At 59.8% G+C, this 17,822-nt stretch carries 20 protein-coding genes; 4 read left to right on the top strand and 16 right to left on the bottom strand.

What is annotated here, in order from left to right; genetic code table 11:
• Positions 1-41: 41 nt before the first annotated feature.
• Positions 42-671: a ribonuclease T2 gene (locus tag C4J85_RS12525; protein WP_124409755.1), complete on the bottom strand. Its 630-nt coding sequence runs from the start codon at positions 669-671 to the stop codon at positions 42-44.
• A gap of 46 nt (positions 672-717) precedes the next feature.
• Complete coding sequence (locus C4J85_RS12520) at positions 718-1,695, bottom strand: Gfo/Idh/MocA family protein (RefSeq protein WP_124409754.1); 978 nt, start codon at positions 1,693-1,695, stop codon at positions 718-720.
• Between the two features lie 125 nt (positions 1,696-1,820).
• Between C4J85_RS12520 and C4J85_RS12515 the strand changes: the two genes are divergently transcribed.
• On the top strand, positions 1,821-2,183 hold the full coding sequence (locus C4J85_RS12515; protein ID WP_124365144.1) for an NUDIX hydrolase: 363 nt from the start codon (positions 1,821-1,823) through the stop codon (positions 2,181-2,183).
• Positions 2,184-2,624: 441 nt separating this feature from the next.
• On the opposite strand, the gene C4J85_RS12510 is transcribed toward C4J85_RS12515, so the two are convergent.
• The 5 genes from C4J85_RS12510 to C4J85_RS12490 form a co-directional block, all read right to left on the bottom strand.
• Positions 2,625-3,071 carry a GNAT family N-acetyltransferase gene (locus C4J85_RS12510; protein ID WP_124409753.1) on the bottom strand — a complete coding sequence of 149 codons (447 nt, stop codon included), beginning with the start codon at positions 3,069-3,071 and terminating at the stop codon, positions 2,625-2,627.
• Between the two features lie 96 nt (positions 3,072-3,167).
• Positions 3,168-3,497, bottom strand: a complete 330-nt coding sequence (locus C4J85_RS12505; RefSeq protein ID WP_124362714.1) for a hypothetical protein — start codon at positions 3,495-3,497, stop codon at positions 3,168-3,170.
• Between the two features lie 82 nt (positions 3,498-3,579).
• The gene (locus C4J85_RS12500) at positions 3,580-4,017 is read right to left on the bottom strand and encodes a DUF3995 domain-containing protein (protein ID WP_124366911.1); all 438 of its coding nucleotides are present in this window, start codon (positions 4,015-4,017) and stop codon (positions 3,580-3,582) included.
• A gap of 125 nt (positions 4,018-4,142) precedes the next feature.
• Positions 4,143-5,159 carry an ABC transporter substrate-binding protein gene (locus tag C4J85_RS12495; protein ID WP_124366910.1) on the bottom strand — a complete coding sequence of 339 codons (1,017 nt, stop codon included), beginning with the start codon at positions 5,157-5,159 and terminating at the stop codon, positions 4,143-4,145.
• 131 nt (positions 5,160-5,290) lie between these two features.
• Complete coding sequence (locus C4J85_RS12490; RefSeq protein ID WP_057725140.1) at positions 5,291-5,761, bottom strand: hypothetical protein; 471 nt, start codon at positions 5,759-5,761, stop codon at positions 5,291-5,293.
• A gap of 376 nt (positions 5,762-6,137) precedes the next feature.
• On the opposite strand from C4J85_RS12490, the gene C4J85_RS12485 reads away from it, so the two are divergent.
• From C4J85_RS12485 to C4J85_RS12475, 3 genes are all read left to right on the top strand, one after another.
• Complete coding sequence (locus tag C4J85_RS12485; protein ID WP_124362710.1) at positions 6,138-6,413, top strand: hypothetical protein; 276 nt, start codon at positions 6,138-6,140, stop codon at positions 6,411-6,413.
• Between the two features lie 110 nt (positions 6,414-6,523).
• Positions 6,524-6,754, top strand: a complete 231-nt coding sequence (locus tag C4J85_RS12480) for a hypothetical protein (protein WP_124366909.1) — start codon at positions 6,524-6,526, stop codon at positions 6,752-6,754.
• Between the two features lie 71 nt (positions 6,755-6,825).
• Positions 6,826-7,068: a DUF2789 domain-containing protein gene (locus tag C4J85_RS12475; RefSeq protein WP_124366908.1), complete on the top strand. Its 243-nt coding sequence runs from the start codon at positions 6,826-6,828 to the stop codon at positions 7,066-7,068.
• Positions 7,069-7,134: 66 nt separating this feature from the next.
• On the opposite strand, the gene C4J85_RS12470 is transcribed toward C4J85_RS12475, so the two are convergent.
• The 9 genes from C4J85_RS12470 to iolD all read right to left on the bottom strand — a co-directional run bounded on the left by C4J85_RS12470 (position 7,135) and on the right by iolD (position 17,815).
• The gene (locus C4J85_RS12470; protein ID WP_372240634.1) at positions 7,135-8,367 is read right to left on the bottom strand and encodes a methyl-accepting chemotaxis protein; all 1,233 of its coding nucleotides are present in this window, start codon (positions 8,365-8,367) and stop codon (positions 7,135-7,137) included.
• A 544-nt stretch (positions 8,368-8,911) separates the two neighbouring features.
• Complete coding sequence (locus tag C4J85_RS12465; RefSeq protein ID WP_003191666.1) at positions 8,912-9,316, bottom strand: TraR/DksA C4-type zinc finger protein; 405 nt, start codon at positions 9,314-9,316, stop codon at positions 8,912-8,914.
• A gap of 416 nt (positions 9,317-9,732) precedes the next feature.
• Positions 9,733-10,755, bottom strand: coding sequence for an ABC transporter permease (locus C4J85_RS12460; RefSeq protein WP_124362706.1), 1,023 nt, complete (start codon positions 10,753-10,755; stop codon positions 9,733-9,735).
• A 25-nt stretch (positions 10,756-10,780) separates the two neighbouring features.
• Positions 10,781-12,334, bottom strand: a complete 1,554-nt coding sequence (locus tag C4J85_RS12455) for a sugar ABC transporter ATP-binding protein (RefSeq protein WP_124409751.1) — start codon at positions 12,332-12,334, stop codon at positions 10,781-10,783.
• A 65-nt stretch (positions 12,335-12,399) separates the two neighbouring features.
• The gene (locus C4J85_RS12450) at positions 12,400-13,335 is read right to left on the bottom strand and encodes a sugar ABC transporter substrate-binding protein (protein WP_124404074.1); all 936 of its coding nucleotides are present in this window, start codon (positions 13,333-13,335) and stop codon (positions 12,400-12,402) included.
• 48 nt (positions 13,336-13,383) lie between these two features.
• Positions 13,384-13,560 carry a hypothetical protein gene (locus C4J85_RS27485; RefSeq protein ID WP_163001556.1) on the bottom strand — a complete coding sequence of 59 codons (177 nt, stop codon included), beginning with the start codon at positions 13,558-13,560 and terminating at the stop codon, positions 13,384-13,386.
• A gap of 128 nt (positions 13,561-13,688) precedes the next feature.
• On the bottom strand, positions 13,689-14,717 hold the full coding sequence (locus C4J85_RS12445; RefSeq protein ID WP_124404073.1) for a Gfo/Idh/MocA family oxidoreductase: 1,029 nt from the start codon (positions 14,715-14,717) through the stop codon (positions 13,689-13,691).
• Between the two features lie 136 nt (positions 14,718-14,853).
• On the bottom strand, positions 14,854-15,864 hold the full coding sequence (locus tag C4J85_RS12440) for a Gfo/Idh/MocA family protein (protein ID WP_124409750.1): 1,011 nt from the start codon (positions 15,862-15,864) through the stop codon (positions 14,854-14,856).
• Between the two features lie 19 nt (positions 15,865-15,883).
• A complete protein-coding gene (gene iolD / locus C4J85_RS12435) occupies positions 15,884-17,815 on the bottom strand; it encodes a 3D-(3,5/4)-trihydroxycyclohexane-1,2-dione acylhydrolase (decyclizing) (RefSeq protein ID WP_124409749.1) in 1,932 nt (643 codons plus the stop codon).
• Positions 17,816-17,822: the final 7 nt, after the last annotated feature.

Here is a 17,822-nt window from a genome sequence, read left to right as displayed (position 1 = left end):
ATTGAACAAAATGCCCCTCAAGCTGCGCGAGGCATCCAGGCTCAGCGCTGCGCGGGGATCCGGATATCGCCGCTGCGGCACTGGCTTTTCACACTGCGTGGGCAACCGGCGAAGGCCAGGTCCTTGGTCAGGCATACCCGCACTTCAGACAGGACTTTGCCTTTGCAGATGACGGCCATCCCGTGATTGCCCATGCGTGGGTTACTGGCGCGAAACAGCGCCTCGATCTCGCTGGCCGCTAATGACGGCGGCGTATTGAACGGCTGCAGTTGTGGCGGAATGACCACCGCCCCCAGTGCCGTATCGGTTTTCTCCAGGTAATCCAGCGGCGCGAGTCCGCTGCAGGTGCCGTGCTTGGCCCATTCATGCTTTAGCAGCGCACGGGTGGGAAACAGCGTCGCGCCCTTGCGCATCTCCTCGTTGGTCAATCGCACGTCAGGGGCACAGGAGGCCGGCCACCCGCCTCGCGCGTACTGCGGCCACAAGCCATGCAGGACAAACCCGTAGCCTTTGCCCGAACACTGTTCATTGTTCGGGTGTGTCAGGCAAAACGTCGGCGACCATGACAGCGACAATACATAGAAATCAAAGTCCCCCGGCAGCCCTTGGCTGCGCGGCGCTGCCGTTGCGCCAGTGATGATCAGCAGCCACCCCACCATCCAGTATTTCATCGCGATATCCGTTCAAACAAAGTGAGTCACCACGCTATCGCGACGGCTAGGGATGTTGAGAGTAACGTTGTAGCACCTTGTCCAGGATTCGATCCGTCTTCAGCGCCTCGATCGCCAGCGAAGGGTGCTTGGCTTCCCCACGGATATGGGCATTCATCGCAAGCACGTGATGCCATTGGATGTGCGCATGACAAGGCACTTCCAGCACCTCATCGGACTCCCCTTCAAGACGCAGCGGCAGGTCTTCGAATACCGAGAACGTGATGCGTCCATGACTGCCGATCAGCTCGACCCGGTCTTCGCGGCGGTCTGCCACGAAGTTCCAGCAGCCCATGCCCAGCGCACCGCTGGCAAAGGTCCAGCAGGCGGTCACTGCATCTTCCGCCACGTAGCGCTCCGCTTGCCGCGCGCTGAAGCCCGAGACTTCGACGATGTCTCCCGCCAGGTACTGGAACAGGTCGAACCCATGGCTGGCCAGGTCGGCAAAATAACCGCCGCCGGCAATCGCCGGATCCGTGCGCCAATTGGCGGGATTGGTGTCGGCCTGTGTCGCGGGCTTGCACAGGGTCCAGGTCAGGTGGCGTAGCTCGCCGATACGGCCTTCCTGCAACCAGCTGCGCACTTGCTGGAAGCGTGGCAATGAGCGCCGATAGTAAGAGACGAACAGGTGCAGCCCGGCGCGCTCGAAGGTGCGTTGCATCAATGCGCTCTGTTCGGCGTTCAACGACATGGGCTTTTCGACGCAGCAATGCTTGCCTGCCGCTGCCACCATCAAGCTGTACTCGAGGTGGCTGTCGGGTGGCGTGGCGATGTACACCGCGTCCACCTCGGGGTCGTCGATCAGGGCCTGGGCGTCGGTATAGAAGCGGGCAATGCCATGGCGTGTCGCATAATCGCGCACGGCGTCCTCGCGCCGCCCCATCACGGCCACCAGGGCAGAATCTGGCGCTTTGTAGAAAGCGGGTCCACTCTTCAATTCAGTGACACTGCCACAGCCGATCATGCCCCAACGTACGGTGCTCATCTGCTCTCCTCGTTCGTTTATGTCAATCGGGCAGTATCCACATACGCACCCTGGCGCGCCATAACCACTTAGCATGACAATTGCATTACACTTTTATGACAACGATTTCGTTACGGGCATAGATGATGAAAATACGGGCCACGGTCATATGCGAACACGAGGGGCATATCCTCTTTGTGCGCAAGGCAAGATCGAAATGGGCGTTGCCGGGCGGTAAGGTCGAACGCGGTGAACGCCCAGTAGGCGCGGCAGAGCGCGAGCTGGAAGAAGAGACGGGGTTGAACGTAGACGGCTTGCTGTACCTGCAGGAGCTGAAGGCCCGCGACACCCTGCACCATGTGTTTGAGGCCTCGGTGGTAAACATCGACGAGGCGCGGCCGTGCAACGAGATCGTCGACTGCCAGTGGTACGCCTACAACGCTCTCGATGAATTGGACACCACTGACGCCACACGGCACATCGTCAAGTCCTTCCTGCGCCGCCTCTGACGCGACGGCTTGACGGGCGAGCCGTGCTGCCACTGCTGTGCACAGGGTCAAATTCAAGGCAAAAAAAATCCCAAGTAGCTGATGGAAACTTGGGATTTAAAAATGCATAAACCGTGGGAGGTGAACGCAGGGCTATATTAGCGATTGCAAAAACACGTCACAAGATTATTTTCTTCCTTTCGTCGGAATGGAAGCGTCGTAAGTCATTCAATAACCACATGTTTTTTAAGGAAAGAGGCAGATTTGTGCCACTTTTTGGTGCAAGTTAGGGAGCAGGCTTCTAACTTAATCCACTTATAAAAAAGGGTTATTAGTTATTCCACTTTCACAGTTTTCAATAACGGTTTATTCAATCGCCTGCATGCGCGCTGCAGCGCCCAACACTCCAGCACGAAGTTGCGCAAGCTGTTAGCTAATCGGGGGGCTTAGGCGCTCATTAAGTCAATGCGCCCTGCTTTTTTCGTAGCGAACGTCATCACCCTCAACACGGCCGGCCCTCAGCCACCCCAGACGCTGATAAAACCCGTTAGCGCGGACTTCATCGCGGCCATCAGTGACCAGGTACACGCGCTCGTGATGCACAAACAACGCGGCCTCGGCCACCGCCATCAACCGCCGGCCCAGGCCCAGGTTCTCGTGGGAAGGCAACACGAACATCGCGAACACCTCGCCGGTCTCAAGATCAACCATGGAAAAGGCCGCTGCCTGGCCGTCCACTTCCGCGACCCATGCGCACGGGGCTGCGCGCAGCGCGTCGGTCAGTACCTGCGGGGTAATTCCCAGATCAGCCATCTGCTCAACGCTCAAGTGGTTTTGCACCACCGAGGTACGAATTTTAATGAGCGTGTCGAGGTCTTCGACGGTCGCCACTCGAATAAGCACTTGCATACATGCCTCCTGATCAAGCACGCGATTGTATGCAAATACTTACACAGCATTTGTCGTGGATTTGTAAACCACTCGGCAGCACGGTAGGAAAAACGCTTACTTGCGCGCCACTTTATAGCGCACGCAATCCTGGTAGAAACTCTGGCGAATCGCCTCGGGTTTGAGCCGTGAGCGGCTGTCATAGGTCTGCTCGGTAATACCCATGGCCATCATGCGCATCCACGATTTGTTGAATTTGATGGTCTGGATCTTTTGCCGCGCGGCGTACAGCGACACCCCCGAAAGCTTGAGTTCCTGAGCCCTGGCAGCCGTGCCTGCGCCCCAACTGCACATATACTTGTCGCCCTCGCGCAACTCCCGAGCCTGCGCGGCTGCCGCGCCGCCGGCCAGGGAACAGGCAATCAGCATGATTCCAACAGTGCGCATTAGCTTCCTCACCTAACCACCTGAAAATAAAAGTGATTCTGGCGAGAATTTTGTTACAGAGGGGCCATCAGATTGCCTTATCTCAGGCCCATGCCACTACCAACAGGCCAGCGCCCAACACCAGACACAGCGGCGAATAAAAGTAGGTGTCCAGCCTGGCGAACCTTGAGCCCACCACCTTTTTGAAAAACCCCACCAGCTCCGAATCGCCGATCGCCCTGGCAAACATCACCACAGCAATCGCACTGATCCCCCATTGCAGCGCCCCATGGGACACCGGCGAAAAATACAGTCCGGCGCGCAGGCAGACCAGCAGCGCAATCGCCACCAATCCCATCGCCACCAGGAATGTACCCAGCGTCGAGGGCTTGAAAGCCGGCCTTGGCCCGCCGGCGAATTCGCCCGGTAATTGAGGAATGGCGGCCAGGCTCCCGAGTTTGCCGCCCGCAGCCCAGTACAGATGCACCATGCTGATGCAGGTGAAAATGGCGACGATCCAGCGCGCGATGATGAAGCTCATGGCGGGCTCCTCATAGAAATGTGCGAATGAGGATAGTCGCCCTGAAGGTTCCTGCAGGTATTTCGTCGGCGGAGCGGGCTCGCCGGGACAGCCCGCTCTCTCATGTGCCCCGGTTGACCCGCGCTCTACTTGAGGCTTGCCTCGACCTTGCGCGCTACATCGTCCGTCAACCACGCTTTCCACACGTCTGGATGCTCCTTGAGGAACGCCTGGGCGACGTCCCTGGGTGCTGTGTGATGCTCACTCATCGCCGCCAACGCTTTGTTGAGCGGCTCGATGGGAAACTCGACCTTCTCAAAGAACTCGGCGATCTGCGGATGCTCCTTCTGGAACGGCGTGGACACGCCGATGCTCAATTTCGAGGCCAGCGAGCGCGTCGGCTTGGGATCGGGATTGTCCGCATCCGTCAGCGTCTTCCAGGCCTCGGCGTCGAACGGCGGCTCTTGCAGCTGAATCAATTTATAGCGGCCCATCAACGGCGTGGGCGACCAGTAGTAGAACAGCACCGGCTTGCCCCGGCGGATCGACGACGCAATCTCGGCATCCAGTGCCGCCCCCGAGCCGCTGCGGAAGTTCACGTAGCTGTCGTCCAGGCCGTACGCCTTGAGCTTTTGCTTGTTGACCACTTCCGAGGTCCAGCCGATGGGGCTGTTAAGAAAGCGCCCTTTGCCGGGAGACTCAGGGTCCTGGAACACATCCTTGTAGCGCGCCAGGTCGTTTACGCTTTTCAGGTCAGGGGCCAGGGGCTTGATGTTTTTGCTCGGGTCTCCCTTGACCACGTATTCCGGCACCCACCAGCCCTCGGTGGCGCCCTTGACCGTATCGCCCAGGCCCACCACCTTGCCTTCAGCCTCGGCCTTGACCCAGACGGGGCTGCGGCCCGCCCACTCTTCACCGATCACCTGGATGTCGTTCTTGGCCAGGGCGGTTTCCAGAGTGATGGTGGTACCGGGCAAGGTGTCGGTGGGCAAGTCGTAGCCCTTCTCGACAATGAACCGCAGCACCTCGGTGATCAGGCTGCCGCTTTCCCAGTTCAGGTCGGCAAAGTGCACCGGCGCTTGGGCGGCCGATACCGGCATTGACGCCAGCGACAGGCCCAGGGCCGTCAACGATGCAGCCAGCAGTGTTCGCATTCCTTTCATACCCTCGCACCTCGCGATATCGCAGCCATCAGCGGACGGCTTTGCTGCTATGCGCGAAGCCTCTGAATAGTTAAGTCAACTCAACTGTAGTAGAGGTTCCGGAAGATAAAAGAAGTTCGCCGTGGCGATATTTATTCACTGGCCTTGAACGTCACCAGTTCGCCCTTGCGCCACTTGGCGGCTTTGCCTGTCACGGCCTTGAGGGTTTTGGTCAGGCCTTCCTGCAGCTGTTCGTGGGCAGCAAATACCAGCATGACGCTGTGGCCTTCCTTGAACACAATCCCCTCGCCCTCGGCCGATGACACAAACGCATAGTCGCCCAGGCCATACACGGTCAACTTGATATCGCGGAATTTCAGTTCGAACTTGCCACCTTCGCGGCTGGGCAATACCGCCGCGCGAAAATGGTCGCCGACCTTGAGTTCCAGGCGCGGCTTGTCGTCCACCACCAACGCCGCTTCGGTATCGATCTCAGCGATGTAGATACCTTCCGGTGTCTGCTCGGTGACGTAGACAAAACGAGATTGAAACTGCTTGACCAACTTTGCGCGCAAATCACCCAGCACGAATAACGCGTGCATATCCAGATTACTGACTGCCAAGGAAACGCCCCCACATCGAAATAGCACTGACCGCTTGAGCGGGCAGCACAAAAAAGCGGCCGTTACGGCACGATCACAGACTCGTTAAAAACCTGAAGAAAACCCATAAGACCCGTACAGATAAGCGCGGTGGCCCTTATGCGAGGTCATCCGGCAACACAGCAAATCACAGGTTCAACGACCCGAGAATACGGGTCGAACAACTTCAGAGAATAACCCGATTAAAAACGCAGTTTTCCGACACGCATCACAAAAGAAAACACCTGGGCATGGAACCAGGCGCGCGCCGCCAACGACAATACTAAAACAGTAACACTAGTCAAACCACCCGAAACGTGGCGGCTATATCAACAAGGTCGATCGACAGGAGCTGAGCATGCTACGACGTCAACACGACGATACGTCCTTCCACTCGCATTCATCATGTCCGGACGAACCGCAATACTACTGCTTACCTACGCCCGATGGGTACTCCCATTCCGTGCTTTATCGCGTTGTGCCGGCCGGAAGGAATTTTTTCCATATCCAGGAAGTGACCAGCGGCAGGATAAAAGGCTTTCGCAGCGATCACACCAAGGCCTGTGCACTGGCCAAAGCCCTGGAAGCCAATTTGTATAGCCTGCACGGCACACTCGTTTCGTCACCTGGCTGACTTTACTGCACAGCGGCCCTTCAACAACTGCCATACTGACCCGTCCATTGGAGTTTGCCCCGTGCGGGTCAGGTTTCATCAGTGCAGTTACCTTGAAGAGAAGCCTATACGTGACGGAATTTGATATTGGCGAATTTTTTATCCATGGCGATGCCAGGGAAGTAGACGGTGAGTTTCAAGCGGTCATCATCATGCGGGCCAAACCGCCGTTGACCACAGTTACAACGCATCAGGTAGAGAAAGACCGCTGGTTCAAAACCGTCGACGCTGCGGCCATCGCAGCGAAAGAGGCCGCCAAGGAGCTGAAAGCCGCCGTGGATTCAGGCGCACTCAGTTCTTGATAATCCGATAGAACTCTGACGTGCCATACCCCTCACATGCAGGACGATGATCAGCCCGCATGGAGAATGTTATGGACACCACCACCCCGACACTTGAAACCCTGTTCGAACAACTAGGCCTGGATTCCAGCCAGGAAGCCATCGAACGCTTCACCGCCGAACACCGTTTGCCGGATGACGTCAAACTCATCGACGCGCCGTTCTGGAGCGAGCAACAAGCGGCCTTCCTCAGGGAACAATTGCATATCGACGCCGAATGGGCGCCTGCGGTCGATGACCTCAACGCCCTGCTGCACGAGTCTCCCAGCGTTTGATGCAATGCAGGCTGTCTGCTTGCTCCGGGCGCAACAGCGCTTGCCAGGCAGCCTTGCATTCCTGCGTTATCGCCCTGGCTTTGCACCTTGCGGCTTGTAGCCCAGGCGCAAACCACCCCAATGGCGCCCCTGGACCATGATCGGCACCGACAAGTCGTGCATCAGCTCGCCGGTATCGCGCGTGTAAGTCTGCAGCAACATGGGCTGTTGATGGCTACCGCAGCGTATGCCGGTACGGTCGTCAAACTTGCGCTTGGTGCGGTTCTGCACTGCGTCCACTTGGTCATCCCCGGTCAAGGCGTGGGAAAACGCTTTGTTATGCGTCGGCACGTAGCCCTGTTGGGTGCAGGCGATGGCAAACACCAGGCCTTCATGACGTGGCAACAGCGCCTCTTGAATGGCGGGCAACACCTGGTCGGTGTAAGCGTCAAAACGGGTTTTATATTTGCTCGGGCGGGTGTTCGCAATCAGCGTGTAGTTGCGGTCAAACAGATCCTCTAGGCTGATCCGGCGGCTCAGCGCATCCGCCTCGAACTGTTCGGCAATGCGCCTGGCGCCTTCGCGAGCCAAGTCGTAGATACGCTGGTGATAATCATCCAGGCCGACTTGCGCCAGGCGCTCGCTGATGGTTTCCGCCTGCCCTTCCATTTGCACAGCGGCGTCGGCGAGCTGGCGGGTTTGCTGATCGCTTACCGCAAGGTCGCTGCGCATCTGCTCCACGGCGTGGAACAGGCTGTCGAGTTGCGTGCGATTAGTGTCGGTGCCCTGGGCGATTTCACTGACTTGGGTTTCCACATCCGCCGCCAGGCTGGCGATGCTCGCCAGGTGTTCGCCTGCAGATTCCACCTGTTCAACACCGGTGTGCAGGTCCGCCGACAGTTGGCGAATCTGTTCCACCACCTGGGCGGTACGTTGCTGGATGTCAGCGACCATTACCCCGACTTCATCCGTGGCCGTGGCCGTACGGCCAGCGAGGCCGCGTACTTCATCGGCGACCACGGCAAAGCCACGCCCATGTTCACCGGCCCGCGCCGCCTCGATCGCCGCGTTCAGCGCCAGCAGGTTGGTCTGGCTGGCAATAGACTGGATCACCAGCGTCACACGCTGGATTTCCTCGCTGCGCTGGCTCAAGGCTTCGATCAGCTCGCGGCTGGCATCGGCACGCTGGCTGAGTTGATGCATGCGGGTGATGGACTGCACCAGCACTTCCCGGCCTTCACTGCTGCGCTGATGGGCTTGGCTGGCCGCGCCCAAAGCCTGGCGGCTGAGCTGGGAAGTGACCTGTTCGGTGCTGATCATCACTTGCGCGCTGCTGACGATCTGTTGGGAGGCGCCCAGCTGCGACTGCAAACGCGCCGCCAGCTGCTTGACCGAATAGGCCACGCCCGCAGCGGAGAGTGCATTATGGCTGGTGGTATAGGACAGATCGCGCGTCAGCTCGCCAATCGCATCGCTGGCCGCAGCGTGCGCCACCCCAGGTTTGGGACTTTTCAGGCGGGGTAGCCAGATCACCAGCAAGGCCAGCGGCAGGCACACATAGAGTGGCAAGCGGGTAAACGCCAGGCCCAGCAGTAGCAGCACCAAGGCGGCGCTCTGCGCGAGCGGTGTGAGCCAGCCGGGCAGCACGCGCGCCACCGATTGCGGTGGCACTGCTGCGCCCGTCAGAGATCCGTCTCCAGCCATTGTCGTTACCCCGCTGCTTGTCGTTATTGTGTCTGCATTAAACGCCACTATCGGGCCATTATCCATGGGCCTTTAGTGCAAGTGCATGCAGTAGATCAATAACCAGGGCGTAACGAATAATTCTTTGGGGAGCCGAGCCTGCGGCCCCCCGTGCAGCACATCAGGCTTGACGCTGGTGCTTGTCGATCTGCTCGTGGCGCTCTTGCGCTTCGATGCAGTATTTGGTGGTGGGGCTGATCAGCAGGCGCTTGAGGCCGATAGGCTCGCCGCTGTCATCACACCAGCCAAAGGAATCTTCCTTGATACGTTCCAGGGCACGCTCCAGTTGCGGCAACATGCGCTGGTCGCGGTCGATGGCATTGACCAGCCAGGTGCGCTCTTCTTCCACGGAAGCAGCGTCAGCCGGGTCGGCAGGCGTGTCCAGGCTTTCAATGGCGATACGGTTCTGTTCAATGCGCTCGTGGTGTTCCACTTTCATGTCTTGCAGCAACTTCTCAAAAAAAGCGTGCTGTTCGGCATTCATGTAGTCATCCGCCGGCATGGCCAGCAACTTTTCCTTTGTCATTGATTTCTCTATAAAAAATACGTGCATTAAGGCGAATAAGGGAGCGTTCCGGCCGACCTCTGCAGGTCTCGGAAAGGCGCCATCCGTTCCAAGCGCCACCCGGCACTCAATTTACGAGGGGCGGCAGTCTAAGGCCGACTTGAAGGCGCAGCAACTGAAATGACAGGCATTTTTCCCGATCAACCCCCAAAAGCACCAGGACGGGCTTGGCGAACGGTCATCGGAGTGCGTTTATAGCAAGAAATTCAGTCCAGGTGAGCTATATAGAAGACAAACGGTTGAACAAGCTGGCGCATTACTCAATGTGGGAGGGGGCTTGCTCCCGATTGCGGAGTGTCAGTCGCCATCTGTTTGACTGAGCCACCGCAATCGGGAGCAAGCCCCCTCCCACCCTTGATCTGCTACAGCCATTGAATTCAGCGCTTGAGCTTGCGCTTGTTGCGGTATTGGTCGATCACTACCGCCACCACGATGATCAGCCCCTTGATGATGTCCTGGATATACGCATCCACCCCGACAAAGGTAAACCCGCTGGCCATCACCCCGAGGATCAGCGCGCCGATCACGGTGCCGGTGATGCGCCCTACCCCGCCCGCCAGGCTGGTGCCGCCAATCACTGCGGCCGCGATCGCGTCCAGCTCATAGGACATGCCCATGCCGGCCTGGCCGGTCGCCGCGCGGGCCGAGGCCACCACGCCTGCCAGGCCTGCCAGGAGGCCGGCGATGCTGTAGACGATGATCAGGTGCCGCTTGACGTTGATCCCCGAGGTCCGCGCCGCCTGCATGTTGCCGCCAATGGCATAGGTGTACTTGCCGTACTTGGTGTAGCGCAGGGCGATATGGAAAATTACCGCCACCACCAGGAAGATGATCACCGGCATCGCGCCATGGCCGATGGCCGTGTACGAGTCCGAGAGCATGCTCACCGGCTGGCCTTCGGTGTAATAACGCGCCAGGCCACGGGCCGAGACCATCATGCCCAGGGTCGCAATGAACGGCGGGATACCGGTCACCGCGATGATACTGCCGTTGATCGCCCCCGCCAGCAGCCCCACACCCAGGCCCATCGCCACCGGGATCCACACCGGCAAATCGGTCAGGGACGGAAACACCGCGCGGGAAAAATCGGAAGTCTGCGCCAAACTGGCAGCGATCATCGCGGACAAGGCCAGCACCGAGCCGGACGACAGGTCGATGCCGGTGGTGATGATCACCTGGGTCACGCCGATGGCCAGCAAGCCGATGATCGACACTTGCAGGATCATCAGCACCAGGCGCTGGGAGTTCATCAAAAAGCTCTGGTCGCGCACGATCCAGCCAAACAGTTCAAACACCAGGCCGATGCCGATCAGCACCAGGAAGATGCTCAATTCAGTGGGCATGCGTCGACGGTTCTTGACCGGTGCCATCGCCGGCTTGTTGTCTGTTATTGCGTTCATAGCCAATTACCTTCTTATTCTGGAGTCAGTGGACCACGGTCATACCGGAGGCCAATTGCATGACTTTTTCCTGGGTGGCCTCAGCCCGATCCAGGGTGCCCATCAGTTCGCCTTCGTGCATCACCATCACCCGGTCGCTCATGCCGAGCACTTCGGGCAGTTCCGAGGAAATCATGATCACCGCCATGCCCTCGCTGGCGAGGAAGGCGATCAGGCGGTAGATCTCGGCCTTGGCGCCTACATCGATGCCACGGGTCGGCTCATCGAGAATCAACAGTCGCGGGTTGGTCATCAGCCAGCGCGCCAGGAGCGCCTTCTGCTGGTTGCCGCCGGACAAGGTATCGATGCACTGTTCCAGCGAGGGGGTTTTCACTCGCAGCTTCTTGCACATGTCTTCGCACAAGGCGCGCAGGGCTTTCTGCTGGATGAAACCGTTGCCCGAATAGTGCGGCAACACCGCCATTTCCATGTTCTCCAGTACCGACAGGCACGGGAACAGGCCGCTGAGCTTGCGGTCCTCGGTCAACAGCGCAAAGCCCTTCTCGATGGCCATATGCGGGTCGCTGATGCGCACCGGTTTGCCGTCGAGGGTGATCTGCCCGCTGCTGCTTGGGGTGATGCCGAAAATGGTTTCCGCCACGTTGGTGCGACCCGAGCCCATCAACCCGGCGATGCCGAGGATTTCGCCCGCGTGCAGGTCAAACGAAACGTCCGTGAACACACCGTCCAGGCTCAGGTTGCGCACCGACAGCAACAAGTCGCCGATCGGCGTCTCGCGTACCGGGAACAACTGGCTCAGCTCACGGCCGACCATCATCGAGATCAGGCTGTCGCTGTTCATCGTGTCGGCACGCTGCAAGCCGATGTACTGGCCGTCGCGAAACACCGCCACTTCATCGGCGATGGCGAACACTTCGTTCATTTTATGCGTGATGTAGACGATGCCTTTGCCCTGGGACTTGAGGTCGGCAATGATCGAAAACAGATGGGCGACTTCCTTCTCGGTAATCGCCGAGGTCGGTTCATCCATGATCAGGATGTCGGAGTCATAGGACACGGCCTTGGCGATCTCGACCATTTGCCGTTCAGCGATGCTCAGGTTGCCGACCTGTTCTTCCGGGTCGAGGTTGATGCGCAGGCGTGCCAGCAGCTCGGCGGTACAGCGATGCATTTCGCGGTGGTTGACCATGTGCAAGCTGTTGAGCTGCTCACGGCCGATCCAGATATTTTCGGCGATGCTCATATGCGGCATCAGGTTGAGTTCCTGGTGGATCATCGCAATCCCGGCCTTCTGCGCCGCCAGCGGCGTCTCGAAGGTGATCGGCTTGCCGCGCAGGCGAATTTCACCGGCATCGGGCTGATAGATGCCGGCGATGATTTTCATCAGCGTCGACTTGCCCGCGCCGTTCTCGCCCATCAGCGCCAGCACCGTGCCGGGGCGCACCCGCAATTGCACGTCGTCCAGGGCCACGACGCCGGGAAAGCCTTTGCTGATGTTGAGAATTTCCAGCAGGTAGGGTTCGTCCTGCGCCAGCGGCTGGATACCCGGCGGCGGCGAGGCAGTGGCGTGAGCGAGCATAGGGAGGTACTCCATCTGCAGGGCGACCGTGACCGCCCTGCCGGCTTAGGGTTGTAAGGTCGGGGCTACTTGAAGTCTTTGACGTTGTCCGGGGTGATCAGCTTGAACGGGATCACCACGTTCTGCTCCACCGGCTCGTTCCTGGCCATCTTGCGCGCCGCTTCCACCGAGCCCACGGCCTGGCCCTTGGCATCCTGGAACGCCGAGGCGGCCATCTCGCCCTTGGTGATTGCATTGAGGCCGTCCGGCGTGCCGTCGACCCCGGCGATCAACACCGTGCCCGGCTTGGTGCCTGCCGACTTCAACGCCATGGCCGCGCCGATCGCCATCTCGTCGTTGTTGGCCAGTACGGCATTGAACTCACGGCCCTGGGTCAGCCAGTCGTTGACCAGGGTCATGCCCCTGTCGCGCAACCAGGTACCCGTCTGTTCCTGCTCGATCTTGATGCCCGGGTAGTTGGCCAGCACTTCCTTCACGCCCTTGGTGCGGTTGGTGGTGGAGTTGTTCGCCAGGTCGCCGAGCAGGATCACGATCTTGCCCTTGCCGCCGAGTTTTTCGGCGATGTACTGCATCTGCAGCTTGCCGGCTTCAACGTCATCGGACGTCACCGCGACCACGTCCTTGGGCAAGTCTTTCTGGTCGGGACGGCGGTTGACGAACACCAGCGGAATTTTCGCGGCGGTGGCGGCCTTGATGATGTTGGCTGTCGAGGCGGTATCCACCGGGTTGACGATGATGGCGTCGACTTTCTGGCTGATAAAGTTCTCGACCTGGCTCAGTTGCTTGACCACATCGGCGCGGGCGTCTTCGAACTGCAGTTGCACGCCGTCGCCCTTGGGATAGGACTTGGCTTGCTTGTCCATGTCTTCGCGCAGGTAGGTGAGGAAGGTGTCATCGAAGGCGGACATGCTCACGCCCACCTTGATGTCGGCGGCCGTGGCGACGCCACTGGCGAGCAGCATCGACAGGGCCAGCGCGGTAAAACGGATCGGGGTCTTCATGAACGGTCTGTCTCCACTTTCTTGTTGGTTTTATGGACGTTGCGTTTATCAGCGCTCGGCGGGCACCCGCACCACCGGCGCGCCTGGAATGCAGCAGACCAGCGCGCCCTGGTTTTCGACGCACAGCACATTGAGGAAGGAGAAGTAGAACGGCCGGGCGCGAGGCAGTGCGCGTGGCGTGTGGGCAGGGCGTAAAACTCGCAGTACAGCGTTGAAGATTTTCATCTGACGGTACCTGGTTGTTTTTGATCTTGTTTTTGTTGAGTCGCCGGGGTCGAGCCCAAGACGTACTTTATGCAACCTGGAAAAGACTTTATTGGAAAATAATTTCCATATCAACCTGTTTTAGAATTTTATTCTATTTTTGTTGAAACCACCTGCTGGCGCTCGGCGCTGAGGCGTGCGGCGTCCAATATACGGGTGGTTTCCAACGCGTCATAGGCGTCCACGGGCAATGGGCCCTGGCCTTGCACCGCCGTTTGCAACTGCCGATAGAACTGGGTCCAGCAGCCTTTTTCAGAGGGCACTCGCTCGCGTTCCGGCCCCTGTTCGAACCAGCCCCAGCGTCGATGTTCTTCTGCGCCCCAGTGCTCGCCTTCGGTTTTCGGCGACTTGCCGGCCATCAGTGCTTCTTCCTGGCCATCCAGCCCGTCAACGGTGTAACAACCCAAGGTGCCGCTGACGCGAAAACGCGGGGCCTGGCAGTTCTGCAGGGCGTTGCCCCACAAATGGGAGACCACTCCGTTGGCGTGGGTCAGGGACACGAAGAAGCCGTGATCGACGTTGGGGTGCTCAGGGGTGAATTGCAATTGCGCGAATACCTTGTCCACCGGGCCGAACAATTGCAGGGCCTGGTCCACCAAGTGGCTGCCGAGGTCGCGCAACCAGCCGCCGCCGCTGGCATTGCCCACTGCCTGCGGGCTGTAGCGTTCGACACGGGACTCGAAACGGGTGATCTCACCCAAGGCACCGGCATCGATGAGTTTGCGCAGGGTCAGGTAATCCGAGTCCCAACGTCGGTTCTGATAGACGCTGAGCAGCGTGCCTTGGCGTTCAGCGGCGGTGATCAAGGCCTGGGCCTGCTCGGCGTTGGCGGCGAAAGGCTTATCGCTGACCACCGCCACGCCATGTTCGATGGCTTCCAGCACTAGGGCCGGGCGGCCCTTGAGGGTGGTGGAGATGACCAGGGCATCGACGCCGGCTTCGACGATCTGGCCGATGCTGTCGAAGGCCTTGACCCCTGGCAGATCGGTATTCAGTTGCTGACGCCGCTCGGGTGAACGGGTCACCACCCCCACAAACGTGGCGCCCGGCAATGTTGCAATCAGTGGCGCATGAAAAAAGCGCCCTCCATGGCCATAGCCGACCAGTCCGATTCGCATGATTTATTCCTTCTTTGAGTGCAAACCCAATCCAATGTGGGAGGGGGCTTGCCCCCGATGACAGTGGATCAGTCACCTGATTTGCCAACTGACACACCGCAATCGGGAGCAAGCCCCCTCCCACATTGACCGAGTGTTAGCCGTAGAAGTGTGGGCGGTTTGGCAGGCTGACCTTGACGATCTGCCCACTGCCCTGCGCTTCAATACACGCATCCGCCGCCACCGCTGCGGCATAGCCATCCCACGCCGACGGCCCACCCACCTGCCCGGCCCGCACGCTGTCGATGAACGCCTGCAATTCCACGTCATAGGCACCGATAAACCGGTCCTTCCAATCCATCAGAATCGCATTCGACAGCTTGGCCTCGCTGCGCAGTTGCACCTGGGAAGGCTCGGGCAATTTGGCGATGCCGCTCTCCCCCACCACTTCGCACTGAATGTCGTAGCCGTATTGGCAGTTGACGAACACTTCGACGTCGATGCGCGTGCCCTTGGCGGTTTCCAGCAGCACGATCTGCGGGTCGCGCAAATGGGCCAGGGCTTTGCTGGTCTTGCGCGGGAACACCACCTGCACCGAGACGTAGTCGTCGTTGAGCAGCCAACGCAGTACATCCAGTTCGTGAATCAGGGTGTCGGTAATCGCCATGTCGGTCTTGTAGTTTTCGCCCACCGTCGGGTTGCGATGCGCGCAGTGCAGCATCAGCGGCTCGCCGATCTGGCCGCTGTCGATCACGGCTTTCAAGGCGCGATAGCCTTCGTCGTAGGGGCGCATGAACCCGACTTGCACCAGGCGTTTACCGTGCGCCACTTCGGCTTCGACGATTTTGCGGCAGCCTTCAGCGGTGACGGCCAGGGGTTTCTCGCAGAACACCGGTTTACCCGCAGCGATGGCGGCGAGCACGAACTCCTCATGGCTCGGCCCCCACGAGGTCACCAGTATGGCTTGCACCTGCGGCGAGTTGATCAGCGCGTGACCATCCGGGTATACCTCGGCGTCCAGCTTCAACTCGGCCACCACCTTGGCCGCCTGTTCCAGGTTGATATCGGTGACCGCCACCACCTGGCTATTGAGCAGGGTCTGGCTGCAACGACGAATATGGTCACGGCCGATGGCACCGGTACCGATCACTCCAAGCTTCAACGACATACAAACACTCCTCTTGTTATTAGTACTGCCGGGCCTTGGCCAGGTGTTCATTGAGTTTTTTCGCGGCGGCGTTGGTGCGTTCGCTGGTGGACACCTGCGCCACGCCCACCCGCCACCACGACAGGTAGCCATGGACCATGGTCTTGGGCAGTACCTTGATATCGATCAGGGTTGACACGGTTTGAGTACGCGCATCGGCCAGAGCCGCTTCAAGCTGTTCCACGCTGCTGACCTTGTAGGTCTTGCACCCATAGGCCGCCGCGCTCATGGCGAAATCCACCGGCACCAGGCCGCCGTCGAGCTTGCCGCTCTCGGGGTTGCGATAGCGGAACTCGGTGCCGAAGCTGTCCATGCCGTTGCCGATCTGCAGGTTGTTGATGCAACCGAAGGCCATGTTGTCGAGCAGCACCACGTTGATCTTGCGGCGCTCCTGGATCGAGGTGGCCAACTCCGAATGCAGCATCATGTAGGAGCCATCGCCGACCAGCGCGTACACCTCTTTGCTCGGCTCGGCCAGCTTCACGCCAAGGGCGGCGTTGATCTCGTAGCCCATGCACGAATAGCCGTACTCGACGTGGTAGGTGTTGACGCCCTTGCTGCGCCAGGCGCGCTGCAGGTCGCCGGGCAGGCTGCCGGCGGCGGCGACGATGATTGCGTCATCGGCGAGCGTCGCGTTGAGCACGCCGAGCACACGGCTTTGGGTCAGGCATGAGCCGGTCAGCTCGATGAATTCGCGCAGTACCGCGCGGTCCAGGTGGTCGTCGACTTCCGGCACGAAGTCATCGCCGTGGTATTCGACCTGATGCACGCGGTCGACCTCGGCATCCAACTGCGCCTTGGCGTCAGCAATCTGCTCGCCCCAGCCGGAACGGTAATCACCGAGGGCATCGGCCAACGCTTCGAGGGCAACCTTGGCGTCGGCCAGCACTTGCACGCCGTCGAGTTTCAACGCATCGCCGGGGCAGATATTGAGGTTGAGAAACTTTACCTCGGCGTGCTTGAACAGGGATTTGGACGACGTAGTGAAGTCGGTATAACGGGTGCCGATGCCGATGATCAGATCCGCCTCGGGTGCCAGCAGGTTGGCCGCCAGGCAGCCGGTCTCACCAATGCCGCCAACGTTCAGCGGGTGGCTGGACACCACCGCGCTCTTGCCCGCCTGGGTTTCGGCGAAGGGAATCTCGAAGCGCTCGGCAAAGGCCTGCAGTGCGGCATTCGCGCCGGAGTATTTAACCCCGCCACCGCAGATGATCAACGGTTTGCGCTTGCCGCTGAAGGCCGCCAGCGCATCGCCAAGCATTGCGACGGTGGCTGGGCGACGCTCAATACGGTGCACGCGCTTTTGCAGGAAATAGTCGGGATAGTCCCAGGCTTCGGCCTGCACGTCCTGGGGCAGGGCCAGGGTCACCGCGCCGGTTTCGGCGGGGTCGGTGAGCACGCGCATGGCCTGGATCGCCGCCGTCATCAGCTGCTCGGGGCGGTTGATACGGTCCCAGTATTTGCTTACGGAGCGGAACGCATCGTTGGTACTGATGCTCAAGTCGTGGAACTGTTCGACCTGTTGCAGCACCGGATCCGGTTGACGGCTGGCATAGACATCGCCCGGCAACAGCAGCAACGGAATACGGTTGGCCGTCGCGGTCGCCGCAGCGGTGAGCATATTTGCCGCGCCGGGCCCGACCGATGCGGTACACGCGTAGATCTTGCGCCGCAGGTGCTGCTTGGCGAAACCGATGGCAGCGTGGGCCATGCCCTGCTCGTTACGGCCCTGATGCACCACCAGGTCGCCGCTGTCCTGCTCCAGCGCCTGGCCCAGGCCCAGCACATTGCCGTGGCCGAATATCGTGAACACGCCGGCGACGAATTTGCTCTGCACGCCATCGACTTCGATGTATTGGTTATCCAGGAACTTCACCAGGGCCTGGGCCATGGTCAGTCGGGTTGTGGTCATGTCGCGC

The organism is Pseudomonas sp. R4-34-07 (assembly GCF_003852375.1).
Taxonomy (GTDB): Bacteria; Pseudomonadota; Gammaproteobacteria; order Pseudomonadales; family Pseudomonadaceae; genus Aquipseudomonas.
This window is presented reverse-complemented; position numbering and strand designations above follow the sequence as displayed.

What these genes read in the sequence shown, in the direction of transcription:
- C4J85_RS12505 (WP_124362714.1), bottom strand. Translation starts at nt 3,497, where the DNA reads ATGCGCACTGTTGGAATCATGCTGATTGCCTGTTCCCTGGCCGGCGGC.
- C4J85_RS12475 (WP_124366908.1), top strand. Translation starts at nt 6,826, where the DNA reads ATGGACACCACCACCCCGACACTTGAAACCCTGTTCGAACAACTAGGC.
- C4J85_RS12515 (WP_124365144.1), top strand. Translation starts at nt 1,821, where the DNA reads ATGAAAATACGGGCCACGGTCATATGCGAACACGAGGGGCATATCCTC.
- C4J85_RS12520 (WP_124409754.1), bottom strand. Translation starts at nt 1,695, where the DNA reads ATGAGCACCGTACGTTGGGGCATGATCGGCTGTGGCAGTGTCACTGAA.
- C4J85_RS12460 (WP_124362706.1), bottom strand. Translation starts at nt 10,755, where the DNA reads ATGAACGCAATAACAGACAACAAGCCGGCGATGGCACCGGTCAAGAAC.
- C4J85_RS12470 (WP_372240634.1), bottom strand. Translation starts at nt 8,367, where the DNA reads ATGATCAGCACCGAACAGGTCACTTCCCAGCTCAGCCGCCAGGCTTTG.
- C4J85_RS12445 (WP_124404073.1), bottom strand. Translation starts at nt 14,717, where the DNA reads ATGCGAATCGGACTGGTCGGCTATGGCCATGGAGGGCGCTTTTTTCAT.
- C4J85_RS12465 (WP_003191666.1), bottom strand. Translation starts at nt 9,316, where the DNA reads ATGACAAAGGAAAAGTTGCTGGCCATGCCGGCGGATGACTACATGAAT.
- C4J85_RS12485 (WP_124362710.1), top strand. Translation starts at nt 6,138, where the DNA reads ATGCTACGACGTCAACACGACGATACGTCCTTCCACTCGCATTCATCA.
- C4J85_RS12495 (WP_124366910.1), bottom strand. Translation starts at nt 5,159, where the DNA reads ATGAAAGGAATGCGAACACTGCTGGCTGCATCGTTGACGGCCCTGGGC.
- iolD (WP_124409749.1), bottom strand. Translation starts at nt 17,815, where the DNA reads ATGACCACAACCCGACTGACCATGGCCCAGGCCCTGGTGAAGTTCCTG.
- C4J85_RS12440 (WP_124409750.1), bottom strand. Translation starts at nt 15,864, where the DNA reads ATGTCGTTGAAGCTTGGAGTGATCGGTACCGGTGCCATCGGCCGTGAC.
- C4J85_RS12450 (WP_124404074.1), bottom strand. Translation starts at nt 13,335, where the DNA reads ATGAAGACCCCGATCCGTTTTACCGCGCTGGCCCTGTCGATGCTGCTC.
- C4J85_RS12510 (WP_124409753.1), bottom strand. Translation starts at nt 3,071, where the DNA reads ATGCAAGTGCTTATTCGAGTGGCGACCGTCGAAGACCTCGACACGCTC.
- C4J85_RS12525 (WP_124409755.1), bottom strand. Translation starts at nt 671, where the DNA reads ATGAAATACTGGATGGTGGGGTGGCTGCTGATCATCACTGGCGCAACG.
- C4J85_RS12500 (WP_124366911.1), bottom strand. Translation starts at nt 4,017, where the DNA reads ATGAGCTTCATCATCGCGCGCTGGATCGTCGCCATTTTCACCTGCATC.
- C4J85_RS27485 (WP_163001556.1), bottom strand. Translation starts at nt 13,560, where the DNA reads ATGAAAATCTTCAACGCTGTACTGCGAGTTTTACGCCCTGCCCACACG.
- C4J85_RS12455 (WP_124409751.1), bottom strand. Translation starts at nt 12,334, where the DNA reads ATGCTCGCTCACGCCACTGCCTCGCCGCCGCCGGGTATCCAGCCGCTG.